We start from the raw sequence: 12,513 nt of genomic DNA on the forward strand, positions 1-12,513 counted from the left end.
CAGTGCAGATGGTTTGCGTACATTGCGAATCATGCACCAAACCACCCCTCCTTCGCCAGTGCTTGCGCCGGTTTTGCACTTCACCGAAATAGTGCTGCCGCCACTGTCCAACCACTACGGCACGCTGTTTGCGGGCCAAGCCCTGGCGCTGATGAGCAAGGCCGCTTTTGTAACGGCCAGCCGCCACGCCGGGCACGACGTGGTGATGGCGCGCTGCAGCCAGGTTGATTTTTTGGCCCCCGTGCCCCAAGGACGCGCGCTGGAGCTATCAAGCCAGGTGGTGCGCAGCGGGCGCAGCTCGATGAGCGTGCAGGTCATCGGCCTGATGCCGCCGCAACGACCGCACACAGAGCCGGTCGAGGTGCTGCGCGGCATGTTCGAGATGGTCTGCGTCGATGCACAAGGCCGCCCGCAGCCGCTTGCGCACTGATTTCCTTCCTTCATTTCTATCCAGGAGACACCATGAGCGAAACACTGAGCCCCACCTTCAAACCGAAAAAATCCGTCGCCCTGTCCGGCGTGACGGCGGGCAACACCGCCCTGTGCACCGTCGGCAAGACCGGCAACGACCTGCATTACCGGGGTTACGACATCCTGGACATGGCCGATGTGTGCGAGTTTGAAGAAGTGGCGCACCTGCTGGTGCACGGCAAGCTGCCCACGCCCGCCGAGCTGCGCGCCTACAAAGCCAAGCTCAAGGCCCTGCGCGGCCTGCCCGCCAGCGTGAAAGAAGCGCTGGAGCACCTGCCCGCCAGCAGCCACCCGATGGACGTGGTGCGCACCGGCGTATCGACCCTGGGCTGCGTGCTGCCCGAAAAAGACGACCACAACACCCCCGGCGCGCGCGACATTGCCGACCGCCTGCTGGCATCGCTGGGCTCGATGCTGCTGTATTGGTACCACTGGAGCACGCAGGGCAAGCGCATCGCGGTCGAAACCAACGACGACTCGATTGGCGCGCACTTTCTGCACCTGCTGCACGGCAAGGCGCCGCCGCCCGAATGGGAGCGCGCCATGCACACCTCGCTCAACCTGTACGCCGAGCACGAATTCAACGCCAGCACCTTTGCCTGCCGCGTGATTGCCGGCACCGGCTCGGACCTGTATTCGTGCATCACTGGCGGCATCGGCGCGCTGCGCGGCCCCAAGCACGGCGGCGCCAACGAGGTGGCGTTCGAAATCCAGAAGCGCTACGACAGCCCCTGCGAAGCCGAAGCCGACATCCGTCGCCGCGTCGAGGCCAAAGAGGTGGTGATTGGCTTTGGCCACCCGGTCTACACCGTAAGCGACCCGCGCAACGAGGTCATCAAGCGTGTGGCGCGCCAGCTCTCGGGCAGCGCCAGCAACACCAAGATGTACGACATTGCCGAGCGGCTGGAGGCCGTGATGTGGGACGCCAAGCAGATGTTCCCCAACCTGGACTGGTTCAGCGCCGTCAGCTACCACCTGATGGGTGTGCCGACCGCCATGTTCACGCCGCTGTTTGTGGTGGCCCGCACCAGCGGCTGGGCGGCGCACGCCATCGAGCAGCGCATCGACAACAAAATCATCCGCCCCAGCGCGAACTACACCGGCCCCGACGACAAGGTGTTCGTGCCTTTGAGCGAGCGCCAGTAACCATAATCAAGCCCGAAATCAGCCGCCCGATGATGAACACCCTCTACCGCAAGAACCTGCCCGGCACCGCGCTGGACTACTTCGACGCCCGCGACGCCGTCGATGCCATCGCCCCCGGCGCCTACGCCAAGCTGCCCTACACGGCGCGCATCCATGCAGAAAACCTGGTGCGCCGCTGCGACCCGGCCACGCTCACCGCCTCGCTCCAACAGCTGATAGAGCGCAAGCGGGATCTGGACTTTCCGTGGTTTCCGGCGCGCGTGGTGTGCCACGACATCCTGGGCCAGACGGCGCTGGTCGATCTGGCCGGCCTGCGCGACGCCATTGCCGAGCGCGGCGGCGACCCGGCGCAGGTCAACCCGGTGGTGCCCACGCAGCTCATCGTGGACCACTCGCTGGCGGTGGAGTTTGCCGGCTTCGACCCCGACGCTTTCGCCAAGAACCGCGCCGTGGAAGACCGCCGCAACGAAGACCGCTTCCACTTCATCGAATGGTGCAAAACCGCCTTCAAAAACGTCGAGGTGATCCCGCCGGGGAACGGGATCATGCACCAGATCAACCTCGAAAGAATGTCGCCGGTCGTGCATTCGCGCGATGGCGTGGCCTTCCCCGACACGCTGGTCGGCACCGACAGCCACACGCCGCATGTCGATGCACTGGGCGTGATTGCCATTGGCGTGGGCGGGCTGGAGGCCGAGAGCGTGATGCTGGGCCGCGCCTCGTGGATGCGCCTGCCCGACATCGTCGGCGTTGAGCTGACCGGCCAACCCCAGCCCAGCATCACCGCCACCGACGTGGTGCTGGCGCTGACCGAATACCTGCGCCAACAAAAAGTGGTGGGCGCCTACCTAGAGTTTTTCGGCACCGGCGCCAGCGCCCTGACGCTGGGCGACCGCGCCACCATCTCCAACATGACGCCCGAGTTTGGCGCCACGGCGGCGATGTTCTACATCGACCAGCAGACCATCGACTACCTGCGCCTGACCGGGCGCGAGGACGCGCAGGTCAGGCTGGTCGAAACCTACGCCAAGCGCACCGGCCTGTGGGCCGACGCGCTGGCGAGCGCCGAATACGAGCGCGTGCTGCGCTTTGATTTGTCCAGCGTGGTGCGCAGCATGGCCGGGCCGTCCAACCCGCACAAGCGCCTGCCGACCAGCGATCTGGCGGCGCGCGGCATCGCCGGGCCGGTCAAATTGCAGATGGCCCGCGACCAAGAGGCCGAGGGCCTGATGCCCGACGGCGCCGTCATCATTGCGGCGATTACCAGCTGCACCAACACCAGCAATCCGCGCAACGTCATCGCAGCGGCTCTGCTGGCGCGCAACGCCAATGCACGGGGCCTGGCGCGCAAGCCCTGGGTCAAAACCTCGCTGGCGCCCGGCTCCAAGGCGGTCGAGCTGTATTTGCAAGACGCCGGTTTGCTGAAAGAGCTGGAACAGCTGGGCTTTGGCATCGTCGGCTTTGCCTGCACCACCTGCAACGGCATGAGCGGCGCACTCGACCCCGCCATCCAGCAAGAAATCATCGACCGGGGCCTGTACGCCACCGCCGTGCTGTCGGGCAACCGCAACTTCGACGGGCGCATCCACCCCTATGCCCAGCAGGCATTCCTGGCCTCGCCGCCGCTGGTGGTGGCCTACGCCATTGCCGGCACCATCCGCTTTGACATTGAAAAAGACGTGCTCGGCATGGACCACAACGGCCAGAGCGTCACGCTCAAAGACCTCTGGCCCAGCGACGCGGAAATCGACGCCGTGGTGGCGCACAGCGTCAAGCCCGCGCACTTTCGGCAGGTGTACGACCCGATGTTCAAGCTGGGCGTTGTGACCGGCGACAACATCGACCCGCTCTACGACTGGCGCCCGCAAAGCACCTACATCCGCCGCCCGCCCTATTGGGAAGGCGCGCTGGCCGGCGAGCGCACGCTGCGTGGACTGCGCCCCCTGGCCGTGCTGCCCGACAACATCACCACCGACCACCTGTCGCCGTCCAACGCCATTTTGTTGGACAGCGCGGCGGGCGAATACCTGCACAAAATGGGCCTGCCCGAGGAAGACTTCAACTCGTATGCCACGCACCGGGGCGACCACCTCACGGCCCAGCGCGCCACCTTTGCCAACCCGCAGCTCATCAACGAGATGGCCGTGGTCGATGGCCAGGTGCAAAAAGGCTCGCTCACCCGCATCGAACCCGAGGGCCAGGTGGTGCGCATGTGGGAGGCGATCGAGACCTATATGCAGCGCCGCCAGCCGCTCATCATCATTGCCGGCGCCGACTACGGCCAGGGGAGTTCCCGCGACTGGGCCGCCAAGGGCGTGCGCCTGGCGGGCGTCGAAGCCATCGCGGCCGAGGGCTTTGAGCGCATCCACCGCACCAACCTGGTCGGCATGGGCGTGCTGCCGCTGCAATTTAAGCCCGGCACCACCCGCCACACGTTGCAGATCGACGGCAGTGAAGTGTTTGACGTGCGCGGCCAGCGCACCCCCGGCGCCACGCTCACGCTGGTCATCGCGCGCAAAAACGGCGAACGGGTCGAGGTGCCGGTGACCTGCCGGCTCGACACCGCCGAAGAAGTGTCGATCTACGCCGCCGGCGGCGTGCTGCAGCGCTTTGCGCAAGATTTTCTGGCGCAGACCGCGGAAGAAAATAATGAGCCAAATAAGGCTCTAACCCAGGCGTGACAAGCGCTAGCAGCTATCAAATCCGCATGCCAACTGCCGCCCCCGTGTTGCTCCCGCTCCCACAGCGCGCACACGAGCGACGCAGGCATTGGGGTCGGATCACGATTTTGCAAAGCGAAACTCGTGCTCTGACCCCAATGCCGGAGCACAGGGCACAGCGGTGCATGTGTTGACTGCTTGACCCCAGTTGTTCTCAACAGGATCAGATCGAACGGCAATCAAAAAACTGCACATTCACAACAAAATCAGCCTCTAACCCAATACCCACAAGCGCTACCAGCTATCAAATTCGAAAAACCAAATTCCCACCGCCCATGACCCGCTTCGCCCCCCAAATCAAAATCCCCGCCACCTATATACGCGGCGGCACCAGCAAGGGCGTGTTCTTCCGCCTGCAAGACCTGCCCGAAGCCGCGCAAACCCCCGGCGCCCTGCGCGATCAATTGCTGCTGCGCGTGCTCGGCAGCCCCGACCCGTATGGCAAGCAGATCGACGGCATGGGTAACGCCTCGTCCAGCACCAGCAAGGCCGTGATCCTGAGCCAAAGCACCCGCCCCGGCCACGACGTCGACTACCTGTTTGGCCAAGTCAGCATCGACCGGCCTTTTGTGGACTGGAGCGGCAACTGCGGCAACCTCTCAGCAGCGGTCGGCCCCTGCGCCATCCACATGGGCCTGATCGACGCCGCGCGCATCCCGAAGAGCGGCACGGCAACCGTGCGCATCTGGCAGGCCAACATCGCCAAAACCATCGTCGCCCACGTGCCCATCACCGACGGCGCGGTGCAGGAGACGGGCGACTTTGAACTCGACGGCGTGGCCTTTGCCGCCGCCGAGGTGCAGCTCGAATTCATCCACCCCGCCGCCGAGGGCGCCCTGTTCCCGACCGGCAACGTGGTGGACACGCTCGAAGTGCCTGCGTCCGTGGTGCCGAGCGGCGCGCTGCAGGTGACGATGGTCAACGCCGGCATCCCGACCATCTTCGTCAACGCCGCCGACCTGGGCTACACCGGCACCGAGCTGCAGGGCGCCATCAACAGCGACCCGCAGGCGCTGGCCCGCTTCGAGGCCATCCGCGCCCACGGCGCCGTGCGCATGGGGCTCATAGCGCACACCGGCCACGCCGCCGCCCTCCAGCACACGCCCAAGGTGGCGTTCGTGGCGCCGCCGGCCAATTACGCCGCGTCCAGCGGCAAAACCGTGCGCGCCGCTGATGTGGATTTGCTGGTGCGCGCCCTGTCCATGGGCCAACTGCACCACGCCATGATGGGCACCGCCGCCGTCGCCATCGGCGCCGCTGCGGCCATTCCGGGCACGCTGGTGAACTTGGCGGCCGGGGGTGGAAAACGAAGTTCCGTGCGTTTTGGCCACCCCTCGGGGACGCTGCGCGTGGGCGCCGAGGCAGAGCAGGTCAACGGCCAGTGGCAAGTCACCAAAGCCCTGATGGGCCGCAGCGCACGGGTTTTGATGGAGGGCTGGGTGCGAGTGCCGGGGGATGTGTTGGCGGGTTAAGCGGGTGGCGCTGCGCCGTTGTGCAGCTGCGGCGGGCGCTGACGGAGTTTATATCAAATACGGCTGTAACGATTTATGGTATTGCGGTAGCAGCTATCAAAATTGATTTACACGACAACAAAAAAGGCGCTGGAATTTTAAATTCCTGCGCCTTTTCTATCTGCGAAAACGGATTTATATCTGAGCGCCAAGGCCAGGCTGGGCGTCTGCTTGCGGCCAGGAGCAGCCGGTGACGGGTAATGGAAGCGGACGCTCAACGTCAAGGCTCAGCGGCGCGCGCCTTTGGTGCATCCGCTGGAGCTGCATGTTAGGGAATTAATCAATGTATGGTGTGGCCAAACGCATAACATCAAAATTTATTGTAAACGACTCTACATATTTTCTGCTGTTTACATCTTGGTATGTAATTGTTCCCCTAAATATTGGAGCATCGAAATGCTCAAATATTCCAGGCAGAAATCCTATGCTATCGAACAGCTCGCCATTGGGTGCAATATTTTCAGTTTGGTTTTCTATAAAATATGGGATCTTTTTTTCTTTCTTTCCGTCAACGATTGGCATTGAAAATATTACAGGTTCCATTTCTATGAATACATGACGCGCTTGTGTGGCACCTGTATTTTTTAGAACAATGTAACCGTATGGCAAACCATCCTTCCCGCCTTTCTTGGTAATTTTTAATTCAATCGATAGGTATGGTCGCAATCTCTCTCTTTCCAATATCGCTGTCTGCTCAATGCTCTTTTGGGTGAGTTTATTAGATTTTGTAGTCGCCATTAATATGGCGATGGTGGCAAATACATATATAGCAGTTAGAATCACCAATAACATATTGCTATTTGTTGTGATCCAGTCCATCACGCACCCCCCAAATTTTCTTTGCCTAACGTAAAAATGACCGGACCACCAGCATTAGCGGCGAAGCCGCCTCCTGCTGCTGTGGGTCCGCGTCGATTGGTATGTTAAGACCCATGCCCACTCCCCAACGCGCGACGAACTACAACGGCCAGGAGACTTCCCAACGCTGCGCCAATTCCAAGACCAATGGCAAGAATGAAGGCGATTCCAGCCGCGAGACCAATAACTACACCGGCTTTGCCAGCGACAATTTCACCCCATCCACCCCCAAAAGTTCCGCCAAGAACAATGGAAAGAAAGAATGACGGAAAAACGACCACCGTACCTCCAAGAATTGCGCCAATACGCGCAGTTCTAAGTCCGACATTGAATCTCGCGCTCACGGCCGCAATGGATGCTTTTGCGAAAACCAGACCAGCAAATGCGCCGAGTGCGCACCCAATAGCCATTGAGACAAAGGCAGCGTATCCCATGCGTCTTAACGTAATGTATCCCGCAAATCCTGCGGGATAAAACTGACGCAGTCGGATACATCCGACCACCGAAACCGCTGAAAGCCGCTTGCAGCTTGCCTCCCCCGGCCATACACTGTGCAAAAACACAGGTATAAATTCCCCATGAAACCCTCCACTCCTGTCTTGCATTCCACCCGCTTGCTGGATCAGCTGCGGGAGTGCTTGCGTTACCGCCACTATAGTCTCAACACCGAAAAATCCTACGTCTACTGGGTGCGCTTTTTCGTGCGCTGGTCGGCACGGGCAAGTGGCGCCATGCGCCACCCCAGGGACATGGGAGCCGCCGACGTTCAGGCGTTCTTGACCATGTTGGCCAGCGAGCGGCATGTCTCCAGCAGTACGCACAACCAGGCGCTTTCGGCGCTGCTGTTTCTTTACAGGGATGTGCTGAACACCGAATTGCCTTGGATGCAGGACATTCAGCGTCCCCAACAACCCAAACGCATTCCATCGGTACTCACGCAGGCAGAGGTTGGCGCGTTGCTGGCGCAAATGCAGGGCACCGAGGCGCTATTGGCACGGCTTTTGTACGGCACGGGCATGCGGTTGATGGAGGGCATCCGCCTGCGCGTCAAAGATGTGGACTTTGACCGCAAAGTGATCGTGGTGCGCCAGGCAAAGGGCAACAAGGACCGTGTCGTGATGCTGCCCCATAGCCTGCTGGATACCCTGCGCCAACAATTGCTGCATGCCCGGGCAGTGTGGGAGAAAGACCGGCAAACGGATCAAGCAGGTGTCGAGGTACCCGACGCGCTGGAAGTGAAATACCCCAAGGTCGGCCATAGCTGGGGGTGGTTTTGGCTGTTTCCGGCGCAAGGCACCAGCGTAGACCCACGCAGCGGGGTGATTCGCCGCCACCATGTGTTTGAGGAGCGCCTGCAGCGCGCCATCAAGCGCGCCACGCCCCTGGCGGGCATTGCCAAACAGGTATCCGTGCACACCCTGCGCCACAGCTTTGCAACACATTTACTGCAGTCGGGTACCGACATCCGCACGGTGCAGGAGCTTCTGGGGCATTCGGACGTGAGCACGACGATGATCTACACCCATGTCCTGAAAGTCGCTGCCGGAGGCACCTCCAGCCCGCTGGACGCCTTGGCCTTGCATTTGCCGCCTGGCTGAATGACGGTTTTGGAGCTTTCATCTGGATGGCTGCTCAGGGTCGGGAGTAGTCACTCAGGCTCAGCGATCTGTCTGGTGGGCGTTGGCCAGCCCATCAGCATCCTGGCCCGAGGAACCAATGGCTATTCGATGGCACGCCCCCGTCAGCCTCAGTCCCCAAACCCCAAAAACGTCACCGCCTCGTCCACCGGCTTGCGCTGCGACACTACCGCGTTGGCCGGAAAACTCTCGTCGGGCCAGCCCATGGCGATGCAGGTTTGAATCACCTGGTCGTCGGGGATGCCGGCCTCGGCGCGCACTACGGGCGATTGCATGATTCCCTGGCTGTTGATCACGCAGCCCAAGCCCCGCGCCCAGGCGGCGTTGACGATGCTGTTGACCACGCCGCCGCAGTCAAACGGCGCAATGTCGCTGCCGTGGATGGCGCGGTCGTACGTCACCACGATGGAGACCGGGGCGTCGAACTGGCGAAAGCCGCGCAGTATCCAGTCGTGGCGCTTTTCCTTGTTGTCGCGCTCGATGCCCATGGCGGCAAACAGCTGCTTGGCAACGCCAATCTGCCGTTCGCGGTGCGGGCCCATGTAGTCTGGCCCCAGGCGAAATTCGCGTGAATGGGGCACGCCCGCCAGGTTGCGCTCTACGTTGCCAGCGCGGATGCGGTCGAGCACTTCGCCACTGACCACGTAGAAATTCCAGGGCTGGGTGTTCATGGAGGTGGGGGCGCGCATGGCCAGCTCCAGCACCTCGCGGATGAGCGCCTTGGGAACGGGCTTGTTCAAGTAGCCGCGAATGCTGCGGCGCTGCTGGATGACGTCGTCGAATTTCATGCTGGTCTCGCTGGGGTTAGGGATGCGTCGCGCCCTGCCGGGCCCACGCGCAGACCATTGTCCAAAGCGGGGTCTGAACGGGAGGTCAACTGCGTGACATGCCCAGTGCTTCCCACGCGGGCACGGGCCTGTGGCGGAAGCAGGAGTGCCCTGCCGCCCAGACTCTTACGCCTTCATCCTCCGCCACAACGTCGCCCGGCTGATCCCCAAAACCTCACACGCCTTTCGCTGGTCGCCGCTGACGGACTCCAGCACCTCGCGCACCCGCTGCTGCTCGGCGCGGCGGCGGGTTTCTTTCAGATGCGGCTGGCGGATGGCAGCAGCGGGCGCAGCCAAGGTCAGTTGCTCGGCGCATTCCGGAAAAACTTCCAGCAGCCGCGCCGCGTCCACCGCGCCTTGCGCACCGCACACATAGCCCTGGCAGGCCAGCACCCGCTCTACCCAGTTTTCCAGTTCGCGCACGTTGCCGGGCCAGGTGTGGCCCTGGGCGCGCTGCAGCACGGCGGCCAGCAGCGTGTGGATGGCGGCAGCGGGCGGCGGCGCATCGGCAGGCGCATCGGCACCGGCATTCAGGCGCCGCTGCAGCAGGGCCTGGGCCAGGTGGGCGACGTCTTGCAGGCTGCGCTCGCGCAGGGCGGGCGTGGCCAGGCGCAGCACGGCCAGGCGGTAATACAGGTCGCGGCGGAACAGGCTTTTTTCGACCTGCGCGCCCAGGTCGGCGTGGGTGGCGGCGATCACGCGCACATCGACCGGCACGGGCGTGGTGGCGCCCACGCGCAGCACTTCGCGCTCTTGCAGCACGCGCAGCAGGCGCGATTGCAGGGCCAGCGGCATGTCGCCGATTTCGTCCAAGAACAGGGTGCCGGTGTGGGCCGCTTCGATCAGCCCGGTCTTGCCGCCCCGGCGCGCGCCGGTGAAGGCGCCTTCTTCGTAGCCGAACAGTTCACTCTCCAGCAGGCTTTCGCCTAAAGCGGCGCAGTTCACGGCCAGAAAGGGCTGGGCGGCGCGGCGGCTGGCGCGGTGGATGCCCTGGGCCACCAGCTCTTTGCCGGTGCCGCTCTCGCCCAGGATGAGCACCGTGGCCTCGCTGGCAGCGCACTGGTGCGCCAGCGCGCGCAGGCGCTGCATGGCGGGGCTGTCGCCCACGCAGTCGGCTATGCGCCAGCGCACGCCCGCGCCGCGCTGGCGCTGGTTGGCGCGCAGGTGGCGGTCGGCGTTCTGGATGACCTGCGGGTCGCGGCAGACCAGCAGTGCGCCGGTGAGCACGCCGTTTTCCACGATGGGGGCGCGGCGCACGACCTGGGTGCGCGTGGCCAGCTGCACCACGTCTTCGCTGCTTTGCTGGTGGCGCAGGGTGGCCGCCATATCCAGCTGCGGGGCCACGGCGCCCAGCGTGCGGCCGTGCAACTGCTCGGCCGGCGTGCCCAGCAGGGCCGCCATGGCCGGGTTCAGCGCCTGGATGCGCTGCGCGCAGTCCACGGCCACCACGCCGTCTTGCAGTTGGCCCAGGATGGTCTGCAGCCGCTGGTGGCGGGCGCGCTCGGTCAGGCGCTGGCGCGCCAGCAGCACGCCCTCTTGCAGCGCCTGCTGCACGGCGGCGTCTGAATAGAGCAGCACGCTGGCGATGCCGGCCTCTTCGGCCAGGTCGGCCACCAGCCCCGGCGCCACCACGGCGCCGATGCCGGCGGCTTGCATGGCCTGCACACAAGCGGTGGCGTCTTCGGGCCCGTGGTAGCTGAACTGGGCAATGCCGGCGCCAAACTGGGCGTCGAACTGGGCCAGGTGCTCGGACGGCGCGCCGAACGTGACCAGCGCCACGCGCGGCGACAGCGCACGGGCGCGCGCCAGCGCCCCCAGCAGATCAAAGCCGCGCACCTCGACCATAGCGACAGGAATGTCCACGCGCTCGCGCATCCAGGCGCCGCTGGCCCCGGCCACGACCAGCGCGTCGATGGGCGCGCGTGAGTGCAGGGCCCGCACGGCGTCCACGGCGGTGTCAAACGAGGCGCTGATGTGTTCGATATGCGCCTGACCGGCGAATAGCTCGGCCACGCGCTCCAGCACGCGGCCGATGCGGTGGCGGCCTACGGTGGCGATGCGGGGCAAGGCAAGGGCGGAGGAATGCACGATCGCTTCAATCATGCAATGCATTATTTCAGTTTTGAAACACTGCGAAAAGAAAATTGAGAAAAGCAAAGTATTCAGGTGCCAAAAACCTTTGCTTCATAAGCACTTGCGCATCGCAACGCTAACGGGAGGTGCTTGGCACAAGGATTGCAATAGTTCGTACGCGCCTGTGCCACAGGCCTTCACACCAATTGAGACAAGGACATTGCATGACCAGCACCCAACAACAACTCAAGGCCCTGGCCAAGGCGCGCCGTGGTGTCATCGTGCCCGGCGCGTTCAACGCCCTGTCTGCCCGCGTGGTGGCCGACCTGGGGTATGAGGCGATCTACGTTACCGGCGCCGGGGTGACCAACATGTGGTTCGGCCTGCCCGACCAGGCGTTCATGGGCCTCACGGACATTGCCGACCACACCGCCCGCATCCGCGACGCCGTGGATCTGCCGCTGATCGTGGACGCCGACACCGGCTTTGGCAACGCGCTCAACACCTACCACGCCGTGCGTACGCTCGAGCGCGCCGGGGCCGATTGCATCCAGCTCGAAGACCAGGTTTCACCGAAGCGCTGCGGGCATTTCAACGGCAAGGAAGTCCTATCGGCCGCCGAGATGGTCGGCAAAATCAAGGCAGCCACCGATGCCCGGCGCAATGGCGACACCCTCATCATGGCCCGCACCGATGCCTGCGCCATGCATGGTTTCGAGGCTGCGGTGGAGCGCGCCCAGCGCTACAGCGAAGCCGGCGCCGACATTCTGTTCGTGGAAGCCGTCACCACCGAGAGCGAAATCCGCGCCCTGCCCCAGCGCCTGGACAAGCCCCAGCTGATGAATATGGTGATCGGTGGCAAAACACCCCTCTTCGGCGCTGACGAGTTGGGCGGCCTGGGCTATGGCCTGGTGTTGTACGCCAACGCCGCCCTGCAAGCCGCTGTGGCGGGCATGCAAAAAGCGCTGACGGTGCTGCGCGACACCCACAGCCTGCGTGAAGACCCCGCCCTGGTCACGCCGTTTGCCGAACGCCAGCGCCTGGTGGGCAAACCTGGGTGGGATGCGCTAGAAGAGAAATACCGGTAAAACAGCCTTAAAAGCCCACCAGTGAAGCGCTATATGCTATCAATTAAATAGTATTCGTGTGTGCATGCTTCGTTGCTGCGCGCGGCGTGCCCTTGGTTCTGTAGGGCGCATGGCCAGGGCTTTTGGCCTTGGAAAGCATGGATGGAGCCATCACGGCACAATGGTTTGCATCCATGCCTACT

The 12,513-nt window shown here is 63.5% G+C and carries 10 protein-coding genes; 7 read left to right on the top strand and 3 right to left on the bottom strand.

Going from position 1 to position 12,513, the window contains the following annotated elements:
• Window positions 1-31: 31 nt before the first annotated feature.
• From ACYVOC_RS17805 to prpF, 4 genes are all read left to right on the top strand, one after another.
• Window positions 32-430, top strand: a complete 399-nt coding sequence (locus ACYVOC_RS17805) for an acyl-CoA thioesterase (RefSeq protein ID WP_461162663.1) — start codon at window positions 32-34, stop codon at window positions 428-430.
• A 32-nt stretch (window positions 431-462) separates the two neighbouring features.
• Complete coding sequence (gene prpC / locus ACYVOC_RS17810) at window positions 463-1,617, top strand: bifunctional 2-methylcitrate synthase/citrate synthase (RefSeq protein ID WP_461162664.1); 1,155 nt, start codon at window positions 463-465, stop codon at window positions 1,615-1,617.
• Window positions 1,618-1,649: 32 nt separating this feature from the next.
• A complete protein-coding gene (acnD, locus tag ACYVOC_RS17815) occupies window positions 1,650-4,298 on the top strand; it encodes a Fe/S-dependent 2-methylisocitrate dehydratase AcnD (RefSeq protein ID WP_461162685.1) in 2,649 nt (882 codons plus the stop codon).
• A 314-nt stretch (window positions 4,299-4,612) separates the two neighbouring features.
• The gene (gene prpF / locus ACYVOC_RS17820; protein WP_461162665.1) at window positions 4,613-5,809 is read left to right on the top strand and encodes a 2-methylaconitate cis-trans isomerase PrpF; all 1,197 of its coding nucleotides are present in this window, start codon (window positions 4,613-4,615) and stop codon (window positions 5,807-5,809) included.
• A 315-nt stretch (window positions 5,810-6,124) separates the two neighbouring features.
• Here the strand turns inward: prpF and ACYVOC_RS17825 are convergent, their stop codons facing one another.
• Window positions 6,125-6,667 (bottom strand): hypothetical protein, encoded by a 543-nt coding sequence (locus tag ACYVOC_RS17825; RefSeq protein ID WP_461162666.1) that lies wholly within the window; start codon window positions 6,665-6,667, stop codon window positions 6,125-6,127.
• Between the two features lie 113 nt (window positions 6,668-6,780).
• Between ACYVOC_RS17825 and ACYVOC_RS17830 the strand changes: the two genes are divergently transcribed.
• Both ACYVOC_RS17830 and ACYVOC_RS17835 read left to right on the top strand, forming a co-directional pair.
• Window positions 6,781-6,972, top strand: a complete 192-nt coding sequence (locus tag ACYVOC_RS17830; RefSeq protein WP_461162667.1) for a hypothetical protein — start codon at window positions 6,781-6,783, stop codon at window positions 6,970-6,972.
• 312 nt (window positions 6,973-7,284) lie between these two features.
• Window positions 7,285-8,304 (top strand): integron integrase, encoded by a 1,020-nt coding sequence (locus ACYVOC_RS17835; protein ID WP_461162668.1) that lies wholly within the window; start codon window positions 7,285-7,287, stop codon window positions 8,302-8,304.
• Between the two features lie 149 nt (window positions 8,305-8,453).
• On the opposite strand, the gene ACYVOC_RS17840 is transcribed toward ACYVOC_RS17835, so the two are convergent.
• Together ACYVOC_RS17840 and prpR are read right to left on the bottom strand one after the other, a co-directional pair.
• Window positions 8,454-9,131 carry a nitroreductase gene (locus tag ACYVOC_RS17840; RefSeq protein WP_461162669.1) on the bottom strand — a complete coding sequence of 226 codons (678 nt, stop codon included), beginning with the start codon at window positions 9,129-9,131 and terminating at the stop codon, window positions 8,454-8,456.
• 165 nt (window positions 9,132-9,296) lie between these two features.
• The gene (gene prpR, locus ACYVOC_RS17845) at window positions 9,297-11,273 is read right to left on the bottom strand and encodes a propionate catabolism operon regulatory protein PrpR (protein ID WP_461162670.1); all 1,977 of its coding nucleotides are present in this window, start codon (window positions 11,271-11,273) and stop codon (window positions 9,297-9,299) included.
• A 194-nt stretch (window positions 11,274-11,467) separates the two neighbouring features.
• Here prpR and ACYVOC_RS17850 point away from each other — a divergent pair, with 194 nt between their 5' ends.
• Window positions 11,468-12,331, top strand: a complete 864-nt coding sequence (locus ACYVOC_RS17850; protein WP_461162671.1) for an isocitrate lyase/PEP mutase family protein — start codon at window positions 11,468-11,470, stop codon at window positions 12,329-12,331.
• Window positions 12,332-12,513 lie beyond the last annotated feature (182 nt).

It is taken from the genome of Simplicispira piscis (assembly GCF_054783455.1).

Bases quoted from the DNA above. Each gene is read 5' to 3' on its own strand.
- ACYVOC_RS17805 (WP_461162663.1), top strand. From the start codon at position 32: ATGCACCAAACCACCCCTCCTTCGCCAGTGCTTGCGCCGGTTTTGCAC.
- prpC (WP_461162664.1), top strand. From the start codon at position 463: ATGAGCGAAACACTGAGCCCCACCTTCAAACCGAAAAAATCCGTCGCC.
- acnD (WP_461162685.1), top strand. From the start codon at position 1,650: ATGAACACCCTCTACCGCAAGAACCTGCCCGGCACCGCGCTGGACTAC.
- prpF (WP_461162665.1), top strand. From the start codon at position 4,613: ATGACCCGCTTCGCCCCCCAAATCAAAATCCCCGCCACCTATATACGC.
- ACYVOC_RS17825 (WP_461162666.1), bottom strand. From the start codon at position 6,667: ATGGACTGGATCACAACAAATAGCAATATGTTATTGGTGATTCTAACT.
- ACYVOC_RS17830 (WP_461162667.1), top strand. From the start codon at position 6,781: ATGCCCACTCCCCAACGCGCGACGAACTACAACGGCCAGGAGACTTCC.
- ACYVOC_RS17835 (WP_461162668.1), top strand. From the start codon at position 7,285: ATGAAACCCTCCACTCCTGTCTTGCATTCCACCCGCTTGCTGGATCAG.
- ACYVOC_RS17840 (WP_461162669.1), bottom strand. From the start codon at position 9,131: ATGAAATTCGACGACGTCATCCAGCAGCGCCGCAGCATTCGCGGCTAC.
- prpR (WP_461162670.1), bottom strand. From the start codon at position 11,273: ATGATTGAAGCGATCGTGCATTCCTCCGCCCTTGCCTTGCCCCGCATC.
- ACYVOC_RS17850 (WP_461162671.1), top strand. From the start codon at position 11,468: ATGACCAGCACCCAACAACAACTCAAGGCCCTGGCCAAGGCGCGCCGT.